The sequence below is a fragment of the Pandoraea sp. NPDC087047 genome (assembly GCF_044745225.1).
Classification (GTDB): domain Bacteria; phylum Pseudomonadota; class Gammaproteobacteria; order Burkholderiales; family Burkholderiaceae; genus Pandoraea.
In genome coordinates this window covers 412,878-439,858 of sequence record NZ_JBIUZU010000005.1, presented here as the reverse complement: position 1 = coordinate 439,858, position 26,981 = coordinate 412,878, and the positions used below count along the sequence as shown (strand labels likewise).

22 protein-coding genes, 1 tRNA gene and 2 pseudogenes are annotated in these 26,981 nt (G+C 62.4%); 8 read left to right on the top strand and 17 right to left on the bottom strand.

The window, feature by feature from the left end; all coding sequences use genetic code 11:
* Positions 1 to 40: 40 nt before the first annotated feature.
* Positions 41 to 976 carry a LysR substrate-binding domain-containing protein gene (locus ACIPHM_RS12220; RefSeq protein ID WP_400328132.1) on the top strand — a complete coding sequence of 312 codons (936 nt, stop codon included), beginning with the start codon at positions 41 to 43 and terminating at the stop codon, positions 974 to 976.
* A gap of 19 nt (positions 977 to 995) precedes the next feature.
* Here ACIPHM_RS12220 and ACIPHM_RS12215 read toward each other — a convergent pair whose 3' ends face one another.
* The 6 genes from ACIPHM_RS12215 to ACIPHM_RS12190 form a co-directional block, all read right to left on the bottom strand.
* On the bottom strand, positions 996 to 1,958 hold the full coding sequence (locus ACIPHM_RS12215) for a nucleoside hydrolase (RefSeq protein WP_400328131.1): 963 nt from the start codon (positions 1,956 to 1,958) through the stop codon (positions 996 to 998).
* A 7-nt stretch (positions 1,959 to 1,965) separates the two neighbouring features.
* Positions 1,966 to 2,853 carry a dihydrodipicolinate synthase family protein gene (locus ACIPHM_RS12210; protein ID WP_400328129.1) on the bottom strand — a complete coding sequence of 296 codons (888 nt, stop codon included), beginning with the start codon at positions 2,851 to 2,853 and terminating at the stop codon, positions 1,966 to 1,968.
* Positions 2,854 to 2,877: 24 nt separating this feature from the next.
* Positions 2,878 to 4,443, bottom strand: a complete 1,566-nt coding sequence (locus tag ACIPHM_RS12205) for an ABC transporter substrate-binding protein (protein ID WP_400328127.1) — start codon at positions 4,441 to 4,443, stop codon at positions 2,878 to 2,880.
* A complete protein-coding gene (locus ACIPHM_RS12200) occupies positions 4,440 to 5,669 on the bottom strand; it encodes an OprD family outer membrane porin (RefSeq protein ID WP_400328125.1) in 1,230 nt (409 codons plus the stop codon). Before ACIPHM_RS12200 ends, ACIPHM_RS12205 begins: the two co-directional genes overlap by 4 nt.
* A 275-nt stretch (positions 5,670 to 5,944) precedes the next feature.
* Entirely contained in the window at positions 5,945 to 6,403 is a 459-nt protein-coding gene (locus tag ACIPHM_RS12195) for a YaiI/YqxD family protein (RefSeq protein WP_400328123.1), read from the bottom strand.
* Positions 6,404 to 6,423: 20 nt separating this feature from the next.
* Positions 6,424 to 6,500, bottom strand: a tRNA-Arg gene (locus tag ACIPHM_RS12190).
* A gap of 182 nt (positions 6,501 to 6,682) precedes the next feature.
* Between ACIPHM_RS12190 and rocD the strand changes: the two genes are divergently transcribed.
* The gene (rocD, locus tag ACIPHM_RS12185) at positions 6,683 to 7,888 is read left to right on the top strand and encodes an ornithine--oxo-acid transaminase (protein WP_400328122.1); all 1,206 of its coding nucleotides are present in this window, start codon (positions 6,683 to 6,685) and stop codon (positions 7,886 to 7,888) included.
* Positions 7,889 to 7,900: 12 nt separating this feature from the next.
* On the opposite strand, the gene ACIPHM_RS12180 is transcribed toward rocD, so the two are convergent.
* The gene (locus ACIPHM_RS12180) at positions 7,901 to 8,230 is read right to left on the bottom strand and encodes a DMT family transporter (protein ID WP_400328120.1); all 330 of its coding nucleotides are present in this window, start codon (positions 8,228 to 8,230) and stop codon (positions 7,901 to 7,903) included.
* 205 nt (positions 8,231 to 8,435) lie between these two features.
* Here ACIPHM_RS12180 and alaC point away from each other — a divergent pair, with 205 nt between their 5' ends.
* Together alaC and ACIPHM_RS12170 are read left to right on the top strand one after the other, a co-directional pair.
* Entirely contained in the window at positions 8,436 to 9,653 is a 1,218-nt protein-coding gene (alaC, locus tag ACIPHM_RS12175; RefSeq protein WP_400328119.1) for an alanine transaminase, read from the top strand.
* Positions 9,654 to 9,805: 152 nt separating this feature from the next.
* Positions 9,806 to 10,207: pseudogene (locus ACIPHM_RS12170) on the top strand (alpha/beta fold hydrolase); the annotation flags it as partial.
* Between the two features lie 4 nt (positions 10,208 to 10,211).
* Here the strand turns inward: ACIPHM_RS12170 and ACIPHM_RS12165 are convergent.
* The 9 genes and pseudogenes from ACIPHM_RS12165 to ACIPHM_RS12125 form a co-directional block, all read right to left on the bottom strand.
* Complete coding sequence (locus tag ACIPHM_RS12165; protein WP_400328117.1) at positions 10,212 to 10,547, bottom strand: hypothetical protein; 336 nt, start codon at positions 10,545 to 10,547, stop codon at positions 10,212 to 10,214.
* A gap of 289 nt (positions 10,548 to 10,836) precedes the next feature.
* Positions 10,837 to 13,206 carry a fimbria/pilus outer membrane usher protein gene (locus ACIPHM_RS12160; RefSeq protein ID WP_400328116.1) on the bottom strand — a complete coding sequence of 790 codons (2,370 nt, stop codon included), beginning with the start codon at positions 13,204 to 13,206 and terminating at the stop codon, positions 10,837 to 10,839.
* Between the two features lie 66 nt (positions 13,207 to 13,272).
* Positions 13,273 to 13,971 (bottom strand): fimbria/pilus chaperone family protein, encoded by a 699-nt coding sequence (locus ACIPHM_RS12155; RefSeq protein WP_400328114.1) that lies wholly within the window; start codon positions 13,969 to 13,971, stop codon positions 13,273 to 13,275.
* Between the two features lie 72 nt (positions 13,972 to 14,043).
* Complete coding sequence (locus tag ACIPHM_RS12150) at positions 14,044 to 14,796, bottom strand: DUF1120 domain-containing protein (RefSeq protein ID WP_400328113.1); 753 nt, start codon at positions 14,794 to 14,796, stop codon at positions 14,044 to 14,046.
* 80 nt (positions 14,797 to 14,876) lie between these two features.
* The gene (locus ACIPHM_RS12145) at positions 14,877 to 15,563 is read right to left on the bottom strand and encodes a DUF1120 domain-containing protein (RefSeq protein WP_400328112.1); all 687 of its coding nucleotides are present in this window, start codon (positions 15,561 to 15,563) and stop codon (positions 14,877 to 14,879) included.
* Positions 15,564 to 15,889: 326 nt separating this feature from the next.
* The gene (locus ACIPHM_RS12140) at positions 15,890 to 16,303 is read right to left on the bottom strand and encodes a PPC domain-containing DNA-binding protein (RefSeq protein ID WP_400328110.1); all 414 of its coding nucleotides are present in this window, start codon (positions 16,301 to 16,303) and stop codon (positions 15,890 to 15,892) included.
* Positions 16,300 to 16,836 carry a hypothetical protein gene (locus tag ACIPHM_RS12135; RefSeq protein ID WP_400328108.1) on the bottom strand — a complete coding sequence of 179 codons (537 nt, stop codon included), beginning with the start codon at positions 16,834 to 16,836 and terminating at the stop codon, positions 16,300 to 16,302. The genes ACIPHM_RS12140 and ACIPHM_RS12135 overlap by 4 nt, the downstream gene beginning before the upstream one ends.
* Positions 16,833 to 18,422 (bottom strand): annotated as a pseudogene (locus ACIPHM_RS12130) (acyl-CoA synthetase); the annotation flags it as partial. The pseudogene ACIPHM_RS12130 and the gene ACIPHM_RS12135, both read right to left, overlap by 4 nt.
* A gap of 10 nt (positions 18,423 to 18,432) precedes the next feature.
* A complete protein-coding gene (locus tag ACIPHM_RS12125) occupies positions 18,433 to 19,599 on the bottom strand; it encodes an acetyl-CoA acetyltransferase (RefSeq protein WP_400328106.1) in 1,167 nt (388 codons plus the stop codon).
* A gap of 694 nt (positions 19,600 to 20,293) precedes the next feature.
* On the opposite strand from ACIPHM_RS12125, the gene ACIPHM_RS12120 reads away from it, so the two are divergent.
* From ACIPHM_RS12120 to ACIPHM_RS12110, 3 genes are all read left to right on the top strand, one after another.
* Positions 20,294 to 21,313, top strand: a complete 1,020-nt coding sequence (locus tag ACIPHM_RS12120; protein WP_400328105.1) for a TRAP transporter substrate-binding protein — start codon at positions 20,294 to 20,296, stop codon at positions 21,311 to 21,313.
* A gap of 15 nt (positions 21,314 to 21,328) precedes the next feature.
* Positions 21,329 to 23,191 (top strand): TRAP transporter large permease subunit, encoded by a 1,863-nt coding sequence (locus tag ACIPHM_RS12115; protein ID WP_400328264.1) that lies wholly within the window; start codon positions 21,329 to 21,331, stop codon positions 23,189 to 23,191.
* A gap of 102 nt (positions 23,192 to 23,293) precedes the next feature.
* Positions 23,294 to 24,049 (top strand): SDR family NAD(P)-dependent oxidoreductase, encoded by a 756-nt coding sequence (locus ACIPHM_RS12110; RefSeq protein ID WP_400328104.1) that lies wholly within the window; start codon positions 23,294 to 23,296, stop codon positions 24,047 to 24,049.
* A 38-nt stretch (positions 24,050 to 24,087) separates the two neighbouring features.
* On the opposite strand, the gene ACIPHM_RS12105 is transcribed toward ACIPHM_RS12110, so the two are convergent.
* Complete coding sequence (locus ACIPHM_RS12105; protein WP_400328102.1) at positions 24,088 to 25,032, bottom strand: LysR family transcriptional regulator; 945 nt, start codon at positions 25,030 to 25,032, stop codon at positions 24,088 to 24,090.
* Between the two features lie 182 nt (positions 25,033 to 25,214).
* Here ACIPHM_RS12105 and ACIPHM_RS12100 point away from each other — a divergent pair, with 182 nt between their 5' ends.
* Positions 25,215 to 26,501 carry a sigma-54 interaction domain-containing protein gene (locus ACIPHM_RS12100; RefSeq protein WP_400328100.1) on the top strand — a complete coding sequence of 429 codons (1,287 nt, stop codon included), beginning with the start codon at positions 25,215 to 25,217 and terminating at the stop codon, positions 26,499 to 26,501.
* Positions 26,502 to 26,981: the final 480 nt, after the last annotated feature.

Here is a 26,981-nt window from a genome sequence, read left to right as displayed (position 1 = left end):
CCATAGGCGCGAGAAACAGTCATTACGTTGAGCCTGAAGCATGTCCGCGTCCGTAGAAGTCACCCGTCCCCATCTGGCAAAAAAAGATATCGACATCGGTCTTTTACGCACCTTCGTGGCGGTTTCCGAAAGCTCGACATTCCTGGCCGCGGGCCACCGCCTGAGCAAGACGCAATCGGCTGTCACGCAGCAGATGCAACGCCTGGAGCAACAACTCGGCATCGCCTTGTTCGAACGCTTGGGTCGAAGCAAGACGCTGTCCGTGTCTGGACAAAAGTTGCTCAAACAGGCGTATGCGCTGTTGTCACTGCATGACGAAGTCGTTCGCTCGGTTCAGGATGCCAGCCCTTTCGGACACCTCCGTATCGGTGCGCCTTACGATGTGTCGGACTCGATCCTGCCGCTGCTGCTTACGCGCATCGCCAAGGAAATTCCCCACGTAGACGCGCAGATCACGATCGATCACAGTCCGATGCTCATGGAATCGCTGCATCGCGGGGAGATCGACATGATCATTTCCACGCGTGAGGATAAGAATCTCGATGGGTTTGTGCTTCGAGAATCCCCCATCGTGTGGCTGTGCGCCGAACAGTACCGGCACGATCGTCGCGCCACGCTACCGCTGATCCTCGCCGACGGGCCGAGCCTGTTCGCCAAGCACGCGCTGGTCGCGCTGGAAGACAATCAGATTCCGTGGCGGCAGGCGTTTCTGTCGTCGAATCTCGTCGCGATCAAGTCGGCTGTCCAGGCGGGGCTCGGCGTCACCGCGCGCGGGGTCGAGTCGCGCACGAGCGGCATGCGCATTCTCACCCAGGCAGACGGCCTTCCGCCACTGCCCTCCATCACCTACTACCTGTGGATTCGACCGAATTCGGTCAATCCGTTCGTCAGGCATGCCTTCGAATTGATCAAGACGCGACTCCGGCCGACGCGAACCCGCGCACTCCGCGGCCAGACACGTGCGCAATCCGTGTGATGACCGCAGTTCGATGACCTCAGTGCAACGACTCCAGCGCGGCGTATCGGCCAAGACGCTCGATCAGCCGCTCGAAGAAGGTTTCGACGTGAATCCCGATCTGCACGCGCACATTGCTGGGGTGATCCAGTTTCCCGTAGAAGTCTGCATAGGTATGCCCCAGTGTCGTGGGGCTCTGCACTTCCACGCCGACGAACGCGCTGCGCTCGCGCATCAGGTCTGGCCATAGCACCGCAGCAATGACCACCGGGTCGTGCAAGGGGCCGCCTTCACATCCCAGACGATCGAGATCGTTACGGTCATAGGCCGTGAGCAAGCCGATGACCTTCTGCGCGACCCGGTTCTGGAGCGCCGACAGACGCGACAACCTGTCGCTGGTGACAAGCACCTGGAGGGTCAGGTCCAACGGCACCATACGAATGCGCAAACGCGACCCGAGCACGCGATGCACCGCGTGCGGATCGGCCAGCACGTTGAATTCGGCCCACGGCGTGCGATTGCCTAACGCGGTGAAAGCGCCGCCCATCATCACCAACTCTTCGATGGCATCGGCGAAGTGAGGGTCAAGCGCGAGCGCCAGCGCAATATTGGTCAGTGGCCCCAACGTGCAGAGCGTGATCTTTTTCCCGTCGGCGCGCGCCTCCTCGGCTTGCCGCAAAAGGAAAGCGACGGCATGCTCCTGCTCCGCGACCTTGCTGGCACGGGGCAGGACACCCTCCCCCAAACCGCCATGCTCGGTGTACTTGCCGAAAATCTGCTCCCGCAGCAGTGGCCCGGCCGCACCACGATAGACCGGAACGTCTTCGCGGCCCGCCAGTTCGCACACACGGCAGGCATTTGCCGCTGTCTCGGCCGCCTCGACATTGCCCGCCACGGTGGTGATGCCCAGCACGCGCAACTCCGGGCTCGCCAGCGCGAGCAAGATCGCGACCGCGTCGTCCACGCCGGGATCGGTATCGATGATGATTTTCTTGACGCTCATGGTCACCTCAGAGCGCGCCGACCCGTTGAAGCACCGATCGAACCTGCGTGAGGGCTTCGTCGGACAGGACCGGCTGCGGGGCAATGGGATCACCGACGTCGAAGCCCTGAAGCGTGAGTCCGGCCTTGATGCAGGCCGCCAGCGAATACCTGGCAAACACTTCGTTCACTCGCCAGAGTTCGCGCTGCAGCGCCACGACGTCTGCCCAACGCTGTTGAACGGCCAGGTCGTACAGCCGCACGCTTTGCTCCGGTATCAGACAGGCCGGCCCAGCCATCCAGCCCACGCCGCCGATGAGCATGACGGCAGCAGGAATGTGCGCCGAGGCGGAGAAAATCTGTAGTTTCCCCTCGGTCTGATTGAGGACGGAGAGCAGGCGGCCGGTGTTCGTCGAGGCGTCTTTGATGTACGCGATATTGTCGACTTCCGCGAGTCGGCGAATCACGGGAATCGAGAGATCGGAGCGTTGAAACTGGGGATTGGTGTATAGCACCACCGGCAGCGTGACCGCCTCGGCGATGGCCCGGAAATACGACTCGGTTCCCACGTCATCGACCGAAAAGTACGACTCCATGATGGCCAGAATGCCTTGCACGCCCAGCGCTTGCATCGTTTCGGCCTGGATCCTCGCGTCTCGGGTGGTCAGGGCCGCGACACCCGCGATGACCGGAACGCGTCCGCGCGCGGCCGCGACCACCGTTTTGACAATCTCGATGCGTTGCTCGAACGACAGATAGGCGAACTCGCCCGTGCTCCCCAAAGGGGCGAGGCCATGAACGCCTTTGTCGATGAGGTGCTCGACCAGACGCGCCAGCACCTCGTGTTTGACACGTCCCTCGCTGTCTACCGGGGAAACCAGATAGGGAAAGACGCCGTGAAAATTTTCCGATGACATTTTCGATTCCGCAAATCAAGTGAGTTAATGGCTCGAACGAACGTAATAAGGCAGCGTGTAGCCATCCGCGCGACCGACATACGTCAGCCCTTTGCGCAAGGCCCAGTTGTTCGTCAGGAAGAACAGCGGTATGACGCCCAGGTCGTTCATGCCGATCTCCATCGCGGACTGCAACAGGCGCTCGCGCTTGGGCGTATCGATGGTGACAAGCGCTTCGTTCAATGCCCGATCGAACGCGGGATTGGCGTACCGCCCCCGGTTACCCTGCCCGCGATCCGGGCCATAGGTGGCCAGCAACGGCCCGAGCACCCCGGAGGCTTCTCCGGTTTCTATGGCCGCACCGCCCATGATCAGACTGAAGTCGCGCTTGGCAGCGCGCGAGAAGTACACGTTGCCTGGCAGGGTGACGATCTGCGTCCGGATACCCACCTTGGCCCACATCTGACCGAGCGCTTGTGCGATGGCGGCATCGTTGGGATAGCGGTCGTTCGACGCGTGGAAGGTAAGCGTCATCTTTCCTTCGAGCCCGACGCTTTTCAGCAACGCTCGCGCCGCATCGGGATCGTATGGAATCGCCTTTACCGACGGCGACCAGCCGAAATAGCCTTTCGGCACCAGTTGGTCCGCGATCACACCCTGGCCGTCGGAGATCCGGTCGATCAACGCGCGTTTGTTGATGGCCAGCGCCATCGCACGCCGCACGGCGAGTAACCGCAACGGGTTGGTGCCGTCAGGCGCGCTCGCGAACGGTGATTTGAGGCGATCCTGATCCGGATGAAGGTAAAGCACGCGATTGCTGGGCGCCGTGACCAACTGGACGTTCGCGTCGCGTTGCAAACGTTTGACGTCAGGCGTCGGAACGTCTTCGATGACATCGACATCGCGCCCCAGAAACCCCGCGACACGGGAGCCATCGGTCGGCATGAATCGCAGCGTGACCTTGTCCCATTGCGCGGGGCCAGCCCAGTAGTCCGGATTTCGCTGAAGAACGAGCGCGTCGTCGCGTCTCCACTCGACGAATTTGAAAGGACCGGTGCCAATGACACCTCGTCCTTCGTTGAGGTCGCTCGAACGCAGGGATTCGTCGGCACGTGGCAGGATGCTGATCCGGCTCAGGTTGCTCGGGAGCAGCGGTGCGGGCGCTTTCGTGCGAAAACGAATCGTCAGATCATCGATGACGTCGATGCCGACGATGTCCTTCACGTAAGGCAGAAACGAGCTGGGGCTGCCCACGCTGACCTGCGCCACGCGCCGAATCGATGCGGCGACATCCTGCGCACCGAACGCACTGCCGTCGTGAAACTTCACGTGAGGACGCAGCTTGAATTCCCACTCGCGATCTCCGATAGCGCGCCAGGACACCGCCAGACCCGGGATCAATGTCTGGCTCTCCGACTGAATGACGAGCGAGTCGAAGATGCTGCGCGCGAGCGCACTATTGCCCCCGCCCACGTAGAACATAGGATCGACGGACGAGATGGACTTCGACAGGCCGATGCGCAGTTCTGCGGCATCGGCATTGATCGCCACGCCGAAAATCGTCACGGCGCACGCAATGAGGCCTGAGAGCTTCACGAGGTTCTGCTTCATTTGAGGGCCAGGGTATAGATCAGGAGCACACGGTTTTCGTCGACGTTTCGGGTGTAATTCGTTCGATAGGTCCCGTTGCGCCATTTCAATCGAAGGTTTTTGAGTGGGCCGTTCTTGTCAAAGACATAGGTGACGTCGGTGTTTCTTTCCCATTCGTAGCCGGTGCCCGACGCCGTAGCAATGCCCGTGCCCTTAACGTACAGATTGGATACCGTCAGCTCCGGAATGCCGAAGTCCTTGAAGTTGTATTCGTACTGCACTTTCCACGACGATTCGCTCTTGCCGCTGAAGGTGCCCACCAACTGATAGTTGACGAGATACGGATCGGTGCCGGAGATATAGGGAAACGCCGATCCGCCGTTGGATTTCTGATAGGAAGCGCTCAGCTTGTGCGCCCCGACCGAATAGGAGAGCAGAACGCTGTACAGGAAGTTATCGATCCGTCCGGCCGCGGCCTGCCCCTGATCCCGGCTGCTGAACACGCGGACATCCGAGCGCAGACTGCCCTGTGGCAACGACAGATCGTTGAGCGCGCCGAGATAATGCTGGTCGTAGACGTCCTCGAATCGTGCAAAGTAGTACGACGCCCGGGTGCGCCACGCTGCCGCGTTGTAGTCGCCGCCTGCGTAGTCAAATGCGTGATTGCCCGTGACCGTCTTGAAAGATGGCGAGCCCGGACCGATCTGAATCGGCACGTATGACACACCGCTGCGATTCATGACATCGATAAAGCGGCCGGCGCTGAGCGTCAGATTGCCGACATCGGTCGATGTGATGCGGGCCCCACGGAACGCCTGGGGCAGTACTGCGCCGTCGTACTGAAGCACCGGCAGGTAGCTGATGACGCTGCCGACTTCGAGCAGCGTGTTGGCAGCCTTGGCCTTGAACGTCGGCAGAATCTTCCCGGAGAATTGGTACGCGTTCGATTGCGCATCCGTGCGCAGGAGCACGCCAGCGTGTCCCGCAGAGGAATCCAGCCGGAGCGCGGCCATTGCCGCCAGATCGAAGCCGAAGCCGATCGGCCCGGGCGTGAAGCCGGAAATGAACCGCAGTTGTGTAAGCGATGCCGTCTCCCGGCCGAACGACTGGCCCGAGCCACTTCGCCAATCCCGGTTGTAAGACAGCAGCCGGGTATCCAGATCCACTTTGCTGTCGTCGAAGAACCCCTGCGCATGAACTACCGGTGCCAGCCACAGCAACGCTGTCGCCATTGCCACTCGACGCATGATGAACACCCCCCGATGTCATGAGTGCGGACGCCAGAGATTGGCGCCCAAAAAGAATGGGGTGGAGGTTAGCAATCGGCGTTCACGCGGATAACACGTGATTTGGCATATGGTTATGCGCCACGCAGCCGCAACGAGTTGCCACGAACCCAGGATTCGCGGCAACTCGTTGATGTATTGGGAATGTTTTGGCGATTGACGACGCTACGTCGGCGATAATGCGCCGCGCATTGTTCGCGCACGCTTATGAATTGGCATTCACCTACTTATCGACCTTAGCGCAACGATTTTCGCTGACGCGCGAGAAAGCGGTCCAGTTCTCCGGCAAACGCCTTGCTGTCACGTGCGCTGTAGGGCGCCGGGCCGCCCGTCTCGATGCCCGCATTGCGCAGTTGTTCCATCATGTCGCGCACGGACAGCCGCTCCCTGATGTTCTCCGGCGTGAACCAGTTCCCGCGCGGATCGAGCGCATTCCCGCCCTTGTCGATCACCGCAGCGGCAAGCGGGATATCCGCCGTAATCACGAGATCCCCGGATTCGACCAGTTCGACGATGCGGGTATCGGCCACGTCGAACCCCGGTGGCACCTGAATCGACTTGATGAACGGCGATGGCGGCGTGCGCAGGAATTGGTTCGCGACGAGCGTTACCGGCATCTCTTCACGCTTGGCTGCGCGAAACAGGATCTCTTTGACTGCGAAGGGACAGGCGTCGGCGTCGACTAGGACTTGCATGATCGTTGTTCCACGAAAGCTGGCCTGCCCAGAGGGATTCGAACCCCCGACCGTCGGCTTAGAAGGCCGATGCTCTATCCAACTGAGCTATGGGCAGTGCGCGTGGCGGCGGCCTGATGCCGCTGCCGGAGAGACTCGGGGCGAAGCGGTGCGTCACATCCGAGTAATCGATGATTATAGCGCACGTGCATGCCAATTTCATCGACGCCATTTCAGGACTTGTCCCCTTTGCGTGCCGCACCGTTCGCATCTAGACTCCACAAGTGGAGGTACGCGCGCATGAACGAGATCGAACGCGAACAGCGCTTTGGTGCGCACAACTACTCACCGCTGCCCGTCGTGCTCTCGCACGCCAGCGGTGTGTGGGTCTGGGACGTCGAGGGCAATCGCTATCTCGACATGATGAGTGCCTATTCCGCCGTCAGTCACGGGCACGCGCACCCTCGTCTGGTCGCCGCGCTCACCACGCAGGCGCAACGGCTTGCCGTCGTCTCCCGGGCCTTTTACACCGATCGGCTCGGCGCCTTGCTCGAACGCCTGTGCGACCTCACGACGCTCGGCGGCGCCCTCCCCATGAACACCGGCGCCGAAGCCGTCGAAACGGCCATCAAGGCCGCGCGCCGCTGGGGCTACAGCGTCAAACGCATTCCCGCCAATAAAGCCGAGATCATCGTCGCCGACGGCAACTTCCACGGCCGTACCACGACCCTCGTGGGCTTCTCCTCCGAACCCGCCTATCGCGCCGACTTCGGGCCGTTTTCCCCCGGCTTCGTGCGCGTGCCTTTCGGGGACATCGACGCCGTACGCGCCGCCATCACACCCAACACCTGCGCGGTCCTCTTCGAGACGATTCAGGGCGAAGCCGGCATCGTCGTACCACCCGACGGATTCCTGCGCGCGCTGCGAGAGCTCTGTACCGGGAAAAACGTCCTCATGCTGCTCGACGAGATTCAGTCGGGCCTCGGGCGCACGGGCCGCTGGTTCGCCTATCAGCACGAGAACATCGTGCCCGACGGCATCATGCTCGGCAAAGCCCTCGGCGGTGGCCTGCTCCCGGTGTCGGCCTTCGTCGCGCGGCGCGACATCATCGACCTGTTCGACCCGGGCAGCCACGGTTCGACCTTCGGCGGCAATGCGCTCGCCGCCGCCGTTGCGCTCGAAGCGCTCGATGTCATGGCCGACGAAGACCTGCCGGGAAGAAGTGCGGAAATGGGCGAATATCTGCTCTCGCGCCTGCACGCGATTCACTCGCCGCTCATTCGCGAAGTGCGCGGACGCGGCCTCTGGGCCGGCATTGAAATCGACCCGGCGCTGGCGGACGCGCACGATCTGTCGATGCGCATGCTGCACCGTCACGTACTCGCGAAGGAAACACGTTCCACGGTGCTGCGTCTGGCGCCGCCGCTGGTCATCGGGCGCAGCGAGATCGACACCTGCATCTCTGCCCTCAAAGCGGTACTGGCCGAAGCGCAAAGCCGCGCCTGAGCGCCCCGGCGCTCAATGCGCCGACGACTTCGACCACAAGTTCATCACCAGAACGCCGGCAATGATGAGCGCCATGCCAAACAGCGCAGGGGCGTCGAGCTTTTGCCCAAACAACACGCGCGACGCGATCGAGATGAGCACAATGCCCAGGCCCGACCACATCGCATACGCGATGCCCACGGGAATCGTGCGCAGGGTCAGCGAGAGCATGTAGAACGCGATGCCGTAGCCCACCGCGACAAGCGCCACCGGTCCGACTCGCGTGAAGCCCTCCGACGCCTTGAGCGCCGACGTCGCAATCACCTCCGCCACGATCGCCACCAGCAGATACAGATACGCCATCGCCTCTCCTTTTGCCCAAACCGGCTCGAATTCACGGCCGCCATCATACCCGACGCGTCCCGGCAACTTACCCGCATGACCCACGCGAGTTGCGTAAAAATCGCTTGCCTAAGCGCATCGCGCCGCGCTACAGTCGCCGTCACGGTGTGGCCAGCACACTGGCGTCGCTCGGACGGTTCCGGGCGCTTACGTTCCAGGATTTCTCATGTCCAGCTCTCAGGGCTCGCGCAGCTTTGCGCGCATCAATCGTCTTCCCCCGTACGTTTTCAACATCACCGCCGAGCTGAAGATGGCAGCGCGCCGCCGTGGCGAGGACATCATCGATCTCTCGATGGGCAACCCCGACGGGGCCACACCGCCGCATATCGTCAGCAAGCTCGTCGAAGTCGCGCAACGCCCGGACACGCATGGTTACTCGACCTCGCGCGGTATCCCTCGCCTGCGCCGCGCCATCACGCGCTGGTACAAGGATCGCTATGACGTCGAGCTCGATCCCGAGCGCGAAGCCATCGTCACCATCGGCTCGAAGGAAGGCCTCGCTCACCTGATGCTCGCCACGCTGGATCAGGGCGACACGGTGCTCGTGCCGAATCCGTCGTACCCGATTCACATCTATGGCGCGGTCATCGCGGGCGCGAACATCCGCTCCGTGCCGATGACGCCCGGCATCGACTTTTTCACCGAACTCGAACGCGGCATTCGCGAGAGTCATCCGAAGCCGAAGATGGTGATTCTCGGCTTCCCGTCGAACCCCACGGCGCAATGCGTCGAGCTTGAATTCTTCGAACGGGTTATCGATCTCGCGCGCAAGCACGACATTCTCGTGGTGCACGATCTGGCCTACGCCGACATCGTCTATGACGGTTACCAGGCGCCCTCGATTATGCAGGTGCCCGGCGCACAAGACGTCGCCGTCGAGTTCTTCACGCTGTCGAAGAGCTACAACATGGCCGGCTGGCGTATCGGTTTCATGGTCGGCAATCCGGAACTCGTCGCCGCCCTCGCACGCATCAAGAGCTATCACGACTACGGCACGTTCACGCCGGTGCAAGTCGCCGCCATTGCCGCGCTCGAAGGCGATCAGACGTGCGTCGAGGAAATTCGCGAGCAATACCAGCGCCGCCGCGACGTGCTCTACAAAGGCTTGACGGAAGCGGGCTGGGCCGTCGATCTGCCGCGCGCATCGATGTACATCTGGGCGCGCATTCCGGAACCGTATCGCGCGCTCGGCTCGCTCGAATTCGCCAAGAAGCTGCTCGCGCAGGCCAAGGTCTCGGTCTCGCCGGGCATCGGCTTCGGGGAGTACGGCGACGAGTACGTGCGCTTCGCTCTGATCGAAAACGAATCGCGTATTCGTCAGGCGGTGCGCGGTATCAAGCACATGTTCCGTGAAGACGGTCTGGTGCAGCCGAGCGTTGCATAAGCCATAGAGACGTATCCGCAAAAAGCATCGGGGCGCCTCTGACGAGTGCGCCCCGATGCTTTTCCTGCGTCAGATCATGGCGAGACTCAGGATGAGATCGACCTCTGCGCCCCGCGCGCGCCTGCCAGATACCCGCTTGGCGCATCGCCCAAACACTATTCGAGCGCGCCGCGACATCGCCGGACGACCGCAAGACGATCATCGCGCGCAGCACCGGCAACCGTCTGCCGTCGTCATGGATCGATTGGAAAGCGCAATACTCGGCCGCGCACGCGACCCCACAGGCCTTCGCCAATTACTTCCACGCGTGGGCGGATACGGACTTCAGCGATGGCCTGCACGCGGCGGCACACGTCAAGGTACTCGTTGGCGAACATGACCCCGTGTTCGATGCCGAACTGATGCAACGCACTTACTTGCAACGCTATGCGCACGCGAGCGTCGAGGTCATTCGCAACGCGGGTCACTATCCGATGAACGAGACGCCGCTCGCGCTGGTGGCCGCCATCGAATCGTTTCTTCGCGACGAGAATGGATCGACCGAGCGGTCTTGAGGCCTCAGTCGAGCAGCGTCAGCCTGAACATCGACTCGCTGCGCCGCCGGCGGCTGACGCGCGCGCTCTCTTCCGTCAGCACCGGCTTCACCTCCAACTGCGCCGTCAACGTCTTGCCCTCAGCCAGTCGGCCCTGTACCACTAACGCGACCTGCTGCCCGGCGTTCAGCGCAATCGCCTGGCCGCTGTGTTTGGCGAGTGTTCCTGCCTGCGTCAATGCGCGCAACTCCACCGCATTGCCGTCAAGCTGTGCATTGAGCAGACGCAGGTGGGTAAGGCCTCGCTCGCCGTAGCGCAGCCCGCCCTGCGCCCCGCCTTCGCCCTCTACCAACAGTTTCATGGCGCGGGGGTACGGACAGGCCACAGTCAGCGTCAGCGACCGGGTACCCGGCGAGACGCGCCCACCCGCAACGGTCTGCAACTGCCAGCGGGACATCACCCCGTAATCGACTACCGGATTGCTGATAGACAGACGGCACCGGGAATCCGGCGGCAGGGCCGGCGATGGGATCGGAGAGCCGCCTTTTTCTGCACCAGGGGGCCTAAGGGGCGCGGCGGCACTGGCCCCCGTCACGCCTATCAACAGGGCCGTTAGCCACCGTCCACACAACGCGTTCATGTCGTTCTCCTTATCGGCAGACCGCCGATGCACTCTCGTACAGGCCGGTTGTCTGCGTCAGCTCAAGTTGCATCTTGCATATCGTCTTGCCGAAGCTCTGTACCTCCAGCGTCATGCCGGGGGACGCGTCCGGCACGAACACCTCGCCGTCTCCGGCCACCACGGTCACCAGTTTGCCCGCGTCGTCAAACACGCTCGCACCGTACGGCAAGCGCGCACCGTCCGCCATCGCCGCCGCCACCAGCACGCGACGGGTGCGTATGACGTCAAAGTCCACACGACCGACGGCGCCCCGCGCCATTTCGGCTTCCTGCCAGGCATTGCCGACGTCGACATGCTTTGCCAGGCTGCGGGTATCGACCTGAATGCCCGAGCGCCGATAGCCGTTCAGCGCCGGCAGTACCGCATACCCTCGGCCGTCCGTCCATACCGGCCCGGCCGGCGTATCCAGCCGCACGCCAGACTCTGTCCCCACCTGGGCAATGCCGAAGGTGTCCGACACGCGGTAGGGAGAAAGCGTGATACCACTGCCGTGGAGCACGGCACCTCCGCTGGCGCGTGCCGACCAGCTGGTGAAATTGCTGGAGTCATGACTGACGTCGGCGCTGAGCTGGCTGATCGACGTCAGGACGTTCGCGTTGGCGGTGGCCGACGTGTAGCGGTTGCGCATGTCTCGGTCGGCGGCGATGCCCCAGCCGCGATCCGGGTGAGTGCGGTCACTGTAGCGAATGCCGGCGCGTGCGCTGCGTTTGGCCCGATTCAGGTAGCTGCCGATATCACGCTGCTCACCGAGCGGCATGCTGAACGAGACATACAGACGGTTATCCGCCTGCCCATTGGGGCCGCCGGTATTGCGCTCGAGGCTGACGCCCAGATAAGCGCGGCCGAACTGGCGAGTCCAGCCACAGCGCAGGTAATGCGCGTGGTTGCCCGCGAAAGTGGTGCTGCGCGCCCAGGAGAGCGACAGGCTGCCCAACGCGTACGTCGACCAGTTGATGCCACTCCCCCACTGCTGGCGACTGCGGCTCAATTTGTCGACGGTGTCCATCGACTGGCGTTGCAAGGCATCGCTCAGCTCACGATAACCCGACGTCTGCTGCCGTAGGTTGACGTAGACGCCCAGACGATCGCTCACGCTGTGACTGAGCATGGCAGATAGCAGGATGCCTGTATTGCCGTGGCCCGCATCCTGCGCCAGGGTGCCTTGCAGGCTGAGGCGGCTCGGGTCGAACCACCGGGTTTCCAGATTCACCCCCGCGGCGCGATAAAGGGCTGACCCCAGTACGCCCGCATTCAGGCTGGTGTGCTTGTTGAGTTGCCAGCCGGAGGCCACCGTCCCCACCAGAGGAGACTTGCCGTGCTGTTGCTGGAGGCGGCCGACACCGAACGACAGCCCCGGGGAGACCACGGGTGCACGTGCCAGCAACGTGGCGGCAGGCACGACAAATTGTCGTACCTGAGCGTCGCTGCCGGTCATGGACACCTCCAGATCGGTGTGGGTGTTGAGCAGGGAGAATCCTCGCAGCCGGAAGGGCCCGGTCGGCACAACGGTGCTGTAAATCAATACGCCGGACTGGCGTACCTCGACCACGGACTGTGTCTGCGCGACGCCTTCCACCCATCCGGCACCGCCCTGATCAGACGCCAGCGCCGACTCGGGAAACATCTGGAACCCCAGTACCTGACCGGTGCCGAACAGCGAGTTGGAAAGACTGACCTGACCGGCCTGCAAGACTTTTTCGATGCCGACGAAGCTGCGCTGCGCATAGACGGCCTGATGATCGATGCGCCCCTCGCCGCGCATGCGGGTAAACGTCTGGCGACTGCGCACGATCCAGCCACCCGCATTGAATCCGGCCTCGGTGCCGAGCTGGCTGAAGTTGAGCCGGCTAGCGCCACCGAACGAGTTCAGGTATTGCGCCTGATAGTTGAGCATGCCGGCCACGCCGCCGTGTTGCCAGTTGCTGCGATCGCTTCCTTGCGCATTGACCGCTTCCGAGGGAACGACCAGGTAGACCTTGCCTTCGCCCGGTTCGGGCCGCACCTCAGCCTGCGGCCAGGCACGACGCAGGTCGAAACAGGCAACATCGTCGGCCTCGTCAGGCAGTGGCGCCAGTCCCGCATAGCGCTGAAAGGCATGGTCGGCGCACAGCGTGCCCGCCTCGTCGAACCGCACCTTACCCCGTCCCCGCGTATTTCCGTTCACGGTGAGCAGCACGGTACTTTCGCCCGGCACGAAACGTGGCGCATCACGAAACAGTGCGGCGATGGCGGGGTCGACGCCACGCCCGCTCAGCACGCCGGTATCGAAGACCACGTTGTCGCTCGCCCGTTCGTCACTGACGACTTCCCCCGTGACGAAGGCCGCAAAACTGGCCACAACCAATCGTGAAAGCAGACGACGCCGCCGTCGATGGTGGCAGATCGGCACGCGTGATGACGTCCTTTACCGCGCCAGCGGCGCTTCGTAGCTCTCTACGGTAAAGCCCCAGGTAGTGGCGGGAGAGATGCGCACGCTGCTCGAGGTACCGTCGAAGTGCTTCGCATCGAGGGTCAGCGTCAGCCGCTGTCCCGGCAGAACGTAGGCGTGCGGCAACATCCAGGCTGAACGGTCGGGCAAGGTGGTCACCCCCTGCCCGAGACGCACAACGTAGGGAGAGGGGTTGTTGACGATCAGTTCTCTGGCTTTGAGCGACCATTCCAGGCGTTTCCACGGCGCCTCATCGCGGGCCAGGCCGTCCGGTCGAATAATGACCGGCAAGTTCTGACGCACGGTCGTGCGCACTATGTTCCTGTTCTTTTCCTGTGGAGGCACGCCTTCGAACACCACACGTTTGAAGCGCTCGGTCTTGAGCGGCGTTTTCGACGCCATCATAAAGCGCACGCGCTGGGTCTTGCCCGGCTCGACACGGGCGACAGGCGGGGTGGCGATGAGTAATTTTTCGGTATCCTGCTCAATATCCTGGAGTGTCGTTAGCAACAGGACCGGGAAGGCATCGGTGTTCCGCACATTGATAGCCCCGTCACCATCTCCTTCCTCGACGATAACCACTGAGGACTCGGGCACCACGCCCGTAGCTCGAACCCCGGCAGACAGCAACGACAAAGCGGCAACAGCAACCAAGCAAAAAGCATAGAGGCGCATACGAGAATTCATCCGTGTCTGAAGGCGAATGGAAGCGGACTGGCCACGCGCGAAGCCCGGGCGACAGGCGCATTACAGGAAGAGCAACTCCAGGATAATCAGGCCATCGAGTTTGAGAGGTTTGGTTAGGCCAAGCTCCGAGGCCTTGTTGATGTACACCTGAACATTCAGCTTGCCGGTCAGGGTGGTGAAGGCAGCCGGCTCCAGGGCGCCGGGCAATCCGAATCCGAGTAAAAACGGCTCATTTCGCGTCAAGGCGGGGGAACCGGCTTCCCAAGTCGTACTTCCGCTTCTTTGAAGCAGATACTCGGCAGGCTGGGAATCGAGCGTTACGTCACGCAGATTCATGTTGTATCCCCCGACCTTTCTTGAGCCATCGCCGCCCAGGCCAACGACATATTTGGCGTGATCCCCCGACATACCCTCGGTGGTGCTACCAGCCGGACTGGGGCGACCATTAATGGCGCGCAATGCCACCTTTACAGGACCATTGCAGGTGATGGTCAATTCCAACTGTCTCTTCTCAAGCGGGTTGATGGAATCTCTCTTTAAGGATCCGGGCAGAATCACCCCGTAGTCAGTGGCCCCGCCATCGGTCAGGGCAGGCTTACAGCCGGTCGGGGCGATGGTGCCAACGACCGTCATGTCAACGCTCTGAGTCCATGCAACGGAAGAGGTGGTCACCAGCACCGCCAGCACCACCAGTACGCCGACAGTGCGCCGACAGAATTCTTGACGGAATTCATCATGATCTGTCCCTTTCGCGCAGGTTGATTCGGGAAGGCAGCGCAAGAAGCACAGAGGCTTATGCGAGAAATCATCCATGCCTGTCGTAAGTGGAAGAAATCAAACGACCTGCCTCGACGAAAAAAATGACCGGGCGCAAGGCCCGGTCGACAGGTTCGTTACAGGTAAAACAACTCCATGGTCATCTGACCACCGAATTTGATGGCCTTATTGGTATCAAGCTCGGAGGACTTGTTGATGTAGGCCTGGACGTTCAGTTTGCCGGCCATATTGGTAAAGGCCGTAGGCTCCGATGAGCCCTCTTCTCCAAAACTGATCATATGCTTTCGGTCCCACACCACACCAGTGCCGTTGTCGAACCACGCCACACTACCGTCCGGTTGGTACAGGAACCGACCGGGCTTGGAATCGAGCGTCACGTCACGGATGTGCATGTTGTACCCGCCGATCCGTCTCGCACCATCCAATCCCAGACCGACAACCCAGTTTCCCTGCTCGGCAGAAACACCAACAGGTATCCGCCCGCCAAACCCTCCGCTTTCAGTGGTACCTGCAGCCGAAGCGGGACGACCGTTAATGGCATATAACGCCACCTTTGCGGGCGCATCACAGGTGATGGCGATGTCCAGCACTCTCTTCTCAAGCTCCTTATAGGCGTCTTTCTTTAACGATGCAGCAGAAATGACACCGTAATCGACCACCCCTCCCCCACTCAGGGTAGGAGTACATGCGGTCGGCGCGATCGTGCCGATAACCTTCAAATCAACGCTCTGGGCCATTACCACAGTGGAGGTAGTTGCAAGCACAGCGAATACGCAGGCGGACTTCTTGACTGCATTCATCATGATGTTTCCCTCTTAAGCAGATTAATTAAAGGCGGCCGGCAAGACACCTCTGATCCGGCAGGTTGTGGTGAGACGACCTCACCCATCTTTAGCGACTCGTCGTACCCGTCGCCGTTGGTAGCTTCCGCCGTTACACCGATGGCGGCGCCACGCTTTATCCTATGCAATCCTTAATAAATTCGCCCTATGAAATCCCCCAAGCCGCAATGGGATACAACCCATTTCCCTCCCGGAACCTTCGCTTTCGATATCGACTCGGCGCGATCCAAAAGCAACAGGGAGCCCGCAGGCTCCCCGTTTGTCTTGCAATGAATGGTGGGTAATCGCTATGCCGGCAACCACTCCTGCAACGTCACCTCAATGGTGATGAACGAGAGATTGCCGCCGCGCACGAAGCGGCCGGCGTACATGCGCCCGCCCGTGTCCGCCACCATGCCGTGCAGCATCGGCCGCGCGTTAGTCGCTTGCGACCGTGCATCGACTTCACCGAACACGTTGAGGATCTCCACGCCGGGGCCGCTTACCCGTTGTTCTCGCCAACCGTCTCCCGCGCGGAAGGCCAGCCGCGCATCGATCAGACTGCCGACCGCGCCTCGCACGATGGCGCGCGAGATCGCATGCTCGGCGCACAGCGCTTCGATGCTTTCCGTCAGGTCCTGATTCGGTTTGAGACGGGCCACGACCAGCCTGCCGAGGGTGCCGTTCTCGATGGCGATGGGCACATCCAGCGCGGTGCTCATGCGACACCTCCGGCAACGGGACGCAACAGATGAAACCGCGTTTCCTCATCGTCTCCGGTCACGTAGCCGCCGTGTGCGAACAGGCACAGGCGAATTACCACGGGCTCGTCGCCGGCCCATGTGTGATCGAGGATGAGATGACCGCCGTGCAGCTCACCCGACGGATCGGAAAACCCCGCATGGCAGTGCAGCAGCGTGGCCCCGTCGGCCGTGCGGCCCACCGTGATCGCGCCGCCGATGAGGTCGACCTCGCGTGTCTCGTCGAGTGGCGCCCCATACCCGAAGGGGCGCTGCGCATCTGTCGTGTTCTCGATCAGGTGATACCGCAGGCCTCGCGCGGTACCCGCGCAAAACCGCCCGACGCCGCCACCGTACGCATAGCGGGATAACGCCGCGCGTAAGGACTCGCCGAGATTCGCACCAGACCGGATCGTCACGCGCAGTTCGTGCTGCCCGCTCAACACGCAGTCTTCCACACGGGGTAACGTGGGGGCGCCTGCATGTCGATAGACCCGTGAAAGCGCAGGTTTCATAGTCGATAGTCTCCTTGCTCTTCGAGCATCGTCTTGATTTGCTTCTTCACGATCTTGCCGTAGCCCGACTTGGGCATGGCACTCCAGAACACGAAGCGACGCGGCCACTTGTAGCGGGCAATACGCGCTTCGAGATGTCCGAGCAGTTCGTCGGCCTGTGCGGCCATGCCTTCCCGGGCCACCACCACTGCGAGCCCGCTCTCGCCCCACTTGGGGTCGGGCACGCCAAGCACTGCGCACTCGGATACACACGGGTGCGTGAGCAACGCTTCTTCGATCTCGCGCGGATAGACGTTCGAGCCGCCCGAGATGTACATATCCGACGCACGGCCCGTGATGTACAGGAAACCCTGCGCATCCACATGCCCGAGATCGCCGGTGTGGAACCAGTCGTCCTTGAATGCGCGGGCGTTGGCGTCCGGGTTGTTGTGATAGCCCATGAAGACGGCCGGACCGCGCACGCAGATCTCGCCCGAGGCGAATGCTGGCTGACGCGCGCCCTGCTCGTCAAGGATCGCCACCTCCATGCCGGTGCGTGGCAGCCCGCAGGTGCCGATGCGCGCATCGGGTGCGTCGTCGTCCTCGCCATGCAGCCACGGCGGCAGCACCGTGATGTTGCCCGTCACCTCGCCCAGCCCGTAGTACTGCACCAGCACGCGCCCGAGTTTTTGCAGGGCGTACTTCTGATCGGCGCGGTACATCGGCGCACCGGCATAGATCACGAACCGCAGCGAACTGTGGTCGTATTGATCGACAGCCGGATCTTCGACCAGCATCTTGACGATGGTCGGCACCGTGAACATGTTGTCCACGCGATGACGCTCGATGGCCTGCCAGACCTGTTGCGCATCCATCTTCTCGCCGGGCAGCAGCACACTCGCCGCACCGCGCGCAGTGTTGACGATGGCGTGAATGCCCGCACCGTGCGAGAGCGGAGCCACGACCATCGAGCGGCTGCGATATGTGATGCCGGGCATCAGATCCGCAAGATGGTTGGTCACAACGAACGCCATCTGCCCGTGCGAGAGCACCCCTGCCTTCGGATGCCCGGTCGTGCCCGACGTGTAGAAGAACCACAAGGGATCCTCGTACTCGACTTCCGCTTCATAAGACGGCGCGCCCGCATGTTCGGCCACCACCGTCTCGTAATGCAATTCGCCCGCGCGCGGCGCGCCCAGCGCAATCACATGGCGCAAGGCCGGGGACGCCGCGCGCACGGCGTCGACATGGCCCGCGAAGCCTGCGTCGTAGATCATGACGCTGGCGCCGCTCGACTGGCCCAGATAGGCGGCCTCGGGCGCGGTGATGCGAAAGTTCGTCGGTACCCAGACAGCGCCGAGTCGAAAGGCGATCCACGCACTCTCGAAAATCGGCAGGTTGTTGCGCGAGTGCACCAGCAGTTTGTCGCCCTTTCCTACGCCGAGCTTGCGCAGGGCGTCGACGGCGGCGTTCACGCGGGCGTCGATCTCGCCCCATGTGTGGATCCTGTCGCCGACGATCACGCCGGGTTCGTTCGGATGACGACGTGCAACGTCGGCCAGCAGGCGGCCGAGATTCATGACCTTCTTGAGCATGTCTGCGATCTCCTTGGTGCGCTTAGCGCGCTTCGAGAATGCTCACGTAGTTCGCCACCGCCGCGCCGCCCATATTGAAGACGCCCGCGAGTTTCGCGCCGGGGATCTGCATCTCACCCGCAGTGCCCGTGAGTTGCATTGCCGCCATGACGTGCATCGACACGCCCGTCGCGCCCACCGGGTGCCCCTTCGCCTTCAGGCCTCCCGACGGATTGACCGGCAGCAAACCGTTCTTCTCGGTCAATCCCTCGGCCAGCAGGTTCGCGCCCTGCCCGGGCTTGGCAAGTCCCATCGCCTCGTACTCGATCAGTTCTGCAATGGTGAAGCAGTCGTGCGTCTCAACCAGCGACAAGTCTTTCAACGACACGCCCGCGACACCCAACGCCTGACGCCAGGCGTGCTGCCCGCCTTCGAACGCCAGCGGATCACGACGCGAGAGCGGCAGGTAATCATTGACCTGCACCGCCGCGCGAAAGCCGACGGCCTTGGGCATCGTGCGCGCCACGTCGGCCTTCGAAATCACGAGTGCCGCCGCACCGTCGGACACCATCGAGCAATCGGTGCGCTTGAGCGGGCCGGCCACGAACGGGTTCTTCTCGGAGACGTTGCGGCAGAAGTCATAACCGAAGTCGCGGCGCATATGGGCGTACGGATTCACCGAGCCATTGCGGTGATTTTTCGCGGCGATGCGTGCCAGTGCGTCGGATTGGTCGCCATACCGCTCGAAGTACGCCTGCGCGATGGTGCCGAATACACCTGCGAAGCCTCCGGGAATGCCGGCCTCCTCGCGCGCATACGAACACTTGAGCAGAACTTCGCCGACCTGCGGCGTCGCGAGTTCGGTCATCTTCTCGAAGCCGATCACGAGCACATGCGTGGCCTTGCCCGCTTCGATGGATTGCAGCCCGCCATGCACGGCGGCGGATCCCGTCGCACACGCATTTTCGTAGCGCGTGGCGGGCTTGAAGCGCAGACCGGGAATCCGGTTGAAGACGAGCGACGACGGAAAGTCCTGATACAGGAAACCGCCATTGAAAGTGCCAACGTGAATGGAATCGATCTGCTCGGGCGCGAGGCCCGCGTCGTCGAGTGCAGCTTGAGCGACGTCGGCCAGCAAGACTTCGGCATCGACGTTATCGAGTTTGCCGAACTGGGAGTGGGCCCAGCCGGTAAGGCATGCAGCAACCATGAAGTGTCTCCGGAAAAATGGGGTCATCCAGACTCCGGTGAGCAATTTCGATGCCAGACCGAGACACAAGCCACGTCTGTCACGTCGACAGCTCATTCAGTCGTCATTGCGCGTTCCATCCACACCTCGCGCTTGTGGCGCGTTCGCAATTGACGTAAGCGTAAAGCGGGATTCACCGCTGCATCAAGTGAATTCGGCGGCAAGGGAAGCGAGATCGGAGGCGGCAAGTTTGCTGTGCCGCAGCAAAAATTCGGCGACGTGAGCGCGTGCGACACCTGTCGCATGTCTCGCGCATGAGGATGCGACAGGTGTCGCAAGGCGAACCCGAAATGCGACAGGTGTCACAGGGGGTCTGCCCCCCCGTTGCAGCTCCATCGCATGTGCAGCAAAGCACGCCGCGTGCCGTGCGCCGCGGCAGGAGGCTTGTTCCACCTGATAACGCATGGCGCGGCCATGCCGGCAAGAAGCACGGGATTTCACTAATGCTTAACAACGTAAGGGTTTTCCCGTTCGGGCCCCGAACTGGCATTCGATTTGCGTAAGATGATCCAGCCACTTGCGAGCCGCACTACCGGCACAGCGCGCGAACCTCGCGCATTGCCTTCCGAGTTGGCCGGGACGTTGCACGGCAACACGCGTGCATGTCTCGCGCTTCAGACGCAGTCACCAAACTTATAAACAGGAGACATGCAGTATGAGCACCATGGATCGCCGCCACTTCATCAAGGTTGTGGCCGCCACATCGGCCGCCGCCGCGACCGGCTTGTATCAGACGCAAGCCCACGCTGCCGAATTCACGCTGAAGTTCGCCAACAACCTCCCGGTCAGTCATCCGATGAACATTCGCGCCAAGGAGATGGCGCAGAAGATCGCAGAGCAATCGAAAGGCCGCGTCGACTTCCAGATCTACCCGAACAATCAGCTCGGCTCCGACAGCGACATGCTGAGTCAGATCCGCTCGGGCGCCATCGATTACTTCACGCTCTCACCGCTGATTCTCGGCACGCTCGTGCCGTCGGCGCAGATCTCGGGCGTGGGCTTCGCGTTCAAGGATTACAGCCAGGTGTGGTCGGCCATGGACGGCGATCTCGGTGCTCACGTGCGCGCGCAGATCGCGAAGACGACGGTGTTCGCCTTCGACAAGATCTGGGAGAACGGCTATCGCCAGATCACGACGAGCAGCCGTCCGATCAATTCGCCGGCCGATCTGAAGGGCCTGAAGATTCGCGTGCCGACGAGCCCGCTGTGGACGTCGATGTTCCGTGCGTTCGATTCGTCGCCCACGTCGATCAACTTCGCAGAAGTGTATTCGGCGCTGCAAACGCATATTGTGGAAGCGCAGGAAAACCCGCTGGCGTTGCTGACCACGGCGAAGCTCTACGAAGTGCAGAAGTACGTGTCGATGACGAACCATATGTGGGACGGCTTCTGGTTCCTCGCCAACAAGCAGAAGTGGGACAAGCTGCCCCGCGACCTGCAGGACATCGTCACCGCCAACGTGAACGCCGCCGCCGTGGCGCAACGCGACGACGTGCGAAAGCTCAACGACGGCGTGACGGCCGAGCTCAAGCAGAAAGGTCTCGTGTTCAACGCACCGAACAACGAGCAGTTCCGCGACAAGCTGCGCTCCGCAGGCTTCTACGCCGAGTGGCACAAGAAGTTCGGCGACGAGGCATGGGCCATGTTGGAAAAGTACACCGGGAAGCTCGCGTAAATGGAAACGTTGACGATGACGGCCGAGCCCACGCACGCGCTCGCCCGCCTCTTCTGCCATGTCAACCGCGCGGTGATGAAAGTCACCGAAGCGGCTGCCGTGCTGCTGGTGGTGGCGGAGACTCTCATCCTGCTCGCGGGCGTGATCTCGCGTTACGGGTTCGACAATCCCCTCACCTGGTCGGACGAGCTCGCGCAGATTCTGTTCATCTGGCTCTCGATGCTGGGCGCCGTGCTCGCCCTCGACCGGGGCGAGCACATGCGCTTGTCCGCCATCGTCAACAAACTTCCCGCCGCGTGGCGCGACTGGTTCCAGACCATGGCCGCGCTCACGGTCTGTGTGTTCGTCGCGCTCATCATCATGCCCGCGTACACGCATGCCATCGAACAGATGGACATCACCACGCCGGCGCTCGAAATTCCGGACGGGCTGCGCGCCGCCGCCCTGCCGGTGGGCGCCGCACTCATGCTCATTGCCGCTATTTCGCGCATGGCGCGCTGCTCCAGCCTGCGTCAGTTCGGCCTGGGCGTGCTGTTCGTCGCCGCGCTGGGCGCTGCCCTCTGGCTCGGGCGTCCCGCGCTCATTGCGATGGGCAACTACAACCTGCTGATCTTCTTCGTGCTGATCGTGGGCGCGTGCGTGGCGGGCGGCATTCCGATTGCCTTTGCCTTCGGTACGGCAACGCTGGCGTATCTGGCGCTCGTGACCGATGCGCCGTTGCAGATCGTCGTCAGCCGCATGGACGAGGGCATGTCCGGCCTCGTGCTGCTGTCGGTGCCGCTGTTCGTGCTGCTCGGCGCCCTCATCGAAATGAGCGGGCTCGCGCGCAGCCTGATCGAATTCATGGCCTCGCTGCTCGGACACGTGCGCGGCGGCCTGCAATACGTGCTGCTCGGGGCCATGTTCCTGGTGTCGGGCATCTCTGGCTCGAAGGCGGCCGATATGGCGGCCGTCGCCCCCGCGCTCTTTCCTGAGATGCAACGACGGGGCTCGAAGCAGGAAGACCTCGTTGCGTTGCTGTCGGCCACCGGCGCGATGACGGAGACGATTCCGCCGAGTCTCGTACTCATCACCATTGGGGCCGTGTGCGGTGTGTCGATCACCGCGCTCTTCGTCGGCGGTTTGTTGCCCGCCGTGATCGCCACGCTCGCCATCGTCGTGGTGTGCTTCGCCCGCTCGCGCAAAGAAGCGCCGAGCGCCGCGCGTCGCGCGCCCTGGGGCGTCATCGGCAAGACCTTTATCGTGGCGCTGCCCGCGCTCGCGCTGCCGATCCTCATCCGCACGGCCGTCATCGAAGGCGCAGCGACGGCTACCGAAGTGTCGACCATCGGCATCGCTTACACGATCGTGATCGGTCTGGTCGTCCATGCCTTCAAAAAGCATCTGAACTTCAAACGCCTTTACCCGCTGCTCACGGAAACCGCGGCGCTCTCGGGCGCGATCCTGCTCATCATCGGTATGGCCACGGCCATGGCGTGGGCGCTCACGCAGTCCGGCTTCTCGGCCAAGCTCGTCGGTCTGATGCACGGCGTGCCCGGCGGGCAAGTGGGCTTCCTGCTCATCTCGATGGTCGTGTTCATCGTGCTCGGCAGCGTGCTCGAAGGCATTCCGGCCATTGTGCTGTTCGGGCCGCTGCTGTTCCCGGTCGCGCGCTCGCTGGGGATTCACGACGTGCATTACGCAATGGTCGTGATCCTGTCGATGGGCATGGGCCTGTTCGCGCCGCCGCTCGGTGTCGGTTTCTACGCCGCTTGCGCCATCGGCAAGACATCGCCTGACAAGGTGTTCAACCGGATGTGGACGTACATGGGCGCGTTGCTCGTCGCGCTGCTCGTCGTCGTATTCATCCCCTGGATCTCGATCGGTTTCCTGAAGTAACGCAAAGCCCCTGACGGTTTAGCGATATCACCGACGGGCTCCACCGCGCTGCTGGCGGCGGAGCCCGAGCTGTAGAAATCTGTAAATTTAGGAGTCCATAGCATGATGGAGAAAGTTGCAGTAGTGACAGGCGGCGGCATGGGCATTGGTGCGGCCATCTGTGAACGGTTGGTGAAGGACGGCATGACCGTGGTCGTTGCCGATCTGAATGAAGGTGCGGCAATAGAAACGGCGGCAGCATTGAGCGCGTCCGGTGGCAACGCGTGGGCGCTCGCCATGAACGTGGGCGACGAGGCATCGATTGCCGGGGGCTTTGCACAGATCGCGCAACGGCATGGCCGCTGCGATGTGCTTGTCAACAATGCGGGGATCGCCAAGACGTTTCCGTTTCTCGACTATCCGCTCGGTCACTGGCATCAGGTCATGGCCGTGAACGTCACGGGCACGCTGCTGTGCGCACAGCACGCCGCGCGGCTCATGCGCGAGCAGCACTGGGGACGGATCGTCAATCTGGCGTCGGTGGCGGGCATTCTGGCCAGCGGCGGACGCACGGCTTACGGCACCTCCAAAGCAGCCGTGATCGGACTGACGCGTCAGATGGCGATCGAGCTCGCTCCGCTGGGCATTACCGCCAACGCCGTGGCGCCGGGGCCTATCGACACGCCGCTCACGCAGGTGCTGCATTCGGAGGTCTCGCGCCGCCACTACACCGAGACGACCCCGCTCGGGCGCTACGGCCAGCCGCGCGAGATTGCCGGTGCCGTCAGCTTCCTCGCGTCGGACGACGCCTCGTATGTGACCGGCCACATTCTCCCGGTCGACGGCGGCTTCGTGGCTGCCGGCATTCTGGAAATCTGACGGCGCGCTCGCGTCGTTTCCGTCATTCCCCCCCGCGCTCAGCGCAGGCTGGTGTCCGGCAGATCGGGCACCAGCCGCGCCCCCGGCGCGCGCTGCATCTCGCGCCACACGTTGCGCGCATTCTCCACGAACGTTGCAACGCAGGGGTTGTGGTTATCCCGGCTCCAGAGCAGCGCCACCTCCGCCACCGGCGCGTTGCGCAGCGGCTTGAACACCGCGTTGCCGGACGCGCTCGCGCTGCTCATCGACATCGGCACCATCGCCACGCCGAGCCCCTCCCCCACTAAATTGATGATCGTCTGCTGCAAATTGGTCTCGAGCCGAATGTGCGGCGAGAACCCCGCGCGGCGACAGTGCGTCACGATCAGGTCGTAGACGAGCGGCGCGATCTCGCGGGGAATGCTCACGAACGATTCTTCGGCGAGCTGCGCTGCGTCGAGCACGCGCACTTTCGCCAGCGCGTGCGTGCGCGGTATCACCGCGACCATCTCCTCACGAAAGACGGTCGCCGTATCGAGCCCGGTGAGATCCTCCGGGCGATACATGATGCCCACGTCGGTCTGCCCGGCGCGCACGGCTTCGGCAAGCAGATTGGGCAACGTCTCCCCGAGCTTCATATCGACGCGCGAATACGCGGCCGCATAGGTCCGTGTCAGCGCTGGGAGGATGTTGTACGCCGAGGACATCATGAAGCCGACCGTAATCGCCCCGTCCTCGCCCCGGCTCGCCGCCACGACATTGCGCCGCGCGCGATCGACTGCGTTGAGGATGTCCACCGCGTCCTGATAGAAACGCGTGCCGGCGCGCGTGAGACGCACGCTGCGATTCGTTCGCTCGAACAACTGCACGCCCAGCTCCGCCTCCATCAACGCGATCTGACGCGATAGCGGCGGCTGGGAGATGTGCAATTGCTGGGCGGCGCGGCCGAAGTGAAGCGTCTGCGCGAGCACGACGAAGTACTGGAAATGGCGCAACTCGATCATTTGATACCCCAAAGGTATTAATAGCGCATCAATATTGTATTGGATGTTATGACTGTGCGGACGTATCCTGCCTTGGCGGTTGGCCATCCGAGCCGGCTGCGACAAAAAAGAGACGTCAGGAAACGCCAGGCCACAAGCCACCGACGGCGCCCTTTCGTACCGATACGAGAAGGAGACAAGTCATGCCCGCTCACCTCGCTGTAGCGCACGCCCCCGCTCGACCTGTCGGCCACGCCAGCCCCCTCGGCGCCGCCTATCCCAACACCGCTTTCAACAACATCGCCGCCCAGGCCGCGCGCATCGTGCGTGTGCCGGCCGCTACCCCCGCAGCCACCATCGCCCCCGTTGTGCCCCTCGCTCGCCAGCTTCGCCCCGACTACCTTGCCATCGACGACCTGAGCGGCACCGACGCCCGCATGCGCGACTTGCTCGCGCGCGGCAAACGCTTCGTCGATCGCGGCCTGCCGGTGTTGATCCTCGGCGAGACCGGCACGGGCAAGGAGTTTCTGGCGCGGGCGTTACATGCCTACAGCGAACGACGCGCGCAGTCGTTCGTCGCGATCAATACGGCATCGCTGCCGGAGCATCTCATCGAGAGCGAGTTGTTCGGCTATCAACGCGGGGCATTTTCGGGCGCGTTGCCCGGCGGGATGAAAGGGAAGTTGCAACAGGCCGACGGCGGCACGCTGTTCCTCGACGAGATCGGCGACATGCCTTACGCGCTGCAAACACGCCTGCTGCGGGCGCTATCGGAGCGTGAAGTCACGCCGCTCGGCGCGAGCCAGGCTGTACCGGTGGATGTGCAACTCATCTGCGCTACGCATCAGGATCTCGCGAGCGCCGTAGCACAAGGCACGTTCCGAGAAGATCTCTATTACCGGATTGCCGTGGGCGTGCTGACGTTGCCCACGCTGCGCGAGCGCGACGACAAGACCGAGCTGATCGCTCGCATGCTGTGTGACGAATGGCCCGGACTGCGTGTCGATCAGGCCCTCGCGCGCGTGTCGTCGGACGCACTCGCGTGCCTGCTCACGCATTCGTGGCCGGGGAATCTGCGTCAACTGCGGGCCGCACTACGTTATGCGTGTGCCGTGATGAGCGGGGATATGTTGTACGCGAATGATTTGCCTCCGGAACTCGTGCAGTCGCGACCGGCGCACACGTCGAATACTCGTTGCGTCGAGGTGCGATCCGCGGAATCGGGCGGTGTGACGTCGTCGCTGTCGTCCCCGTCGTCCCCTTCGTCCCCTTCGTCCCTGCCGCTCGCCGAGCAGCGTGCGCAAGATACGCCGCACGAACGCGAACGCGAACGCATTCTGCAAGCGCTCGCACAACATCGCTGGAACATCTCTGCGGCAGCTCGCACGCTAGGCTTCTGTCGCGCATCGCTATATAGGAAGCTCAAGCAGTTGAGCATTCCGCATGTGCGCGACTGCGGCGAAGCCCTTAGCGCAGGGCACTACGCGTAGTTCGGCATCGCGAAAAATTGCAGGCAAAAAAAAGCGCGGCCAGTCAGGCCGCGCCAAGGTTTGGAGACTTTTCACTCAACGCAAAAGTCTACTTCTCGCGGAACGTAGTATAGGTCTGCGCCCCGAAATCATTCTCATCATTCGGCGCAATGCATTATTTGGCGACCCGCAATAGTCTGTAAAACCCCATAAATAAAGGACTTTTTGGCACGCGTTGATTTCATGCGCTTGCCAACGATTCGGATTCATCTCGTCACGCGCGTGGTACGCAGACGTCATGACAGCGACATGGCAGCCACCTGACGCGCAGATGAATACGCCGCTATATGAGTAACAGGAGGCGATGCATCGCGCATCGCACTTCACCGTCATCGACGATGTCGTTTCATTCAATGCATTACTTGCGCAAATCGTCTTCGCGAGACGTTCGTGCAGCGACGGAACTAAATTCAACCACGCATGTCTCGCGCAAAACCAGCG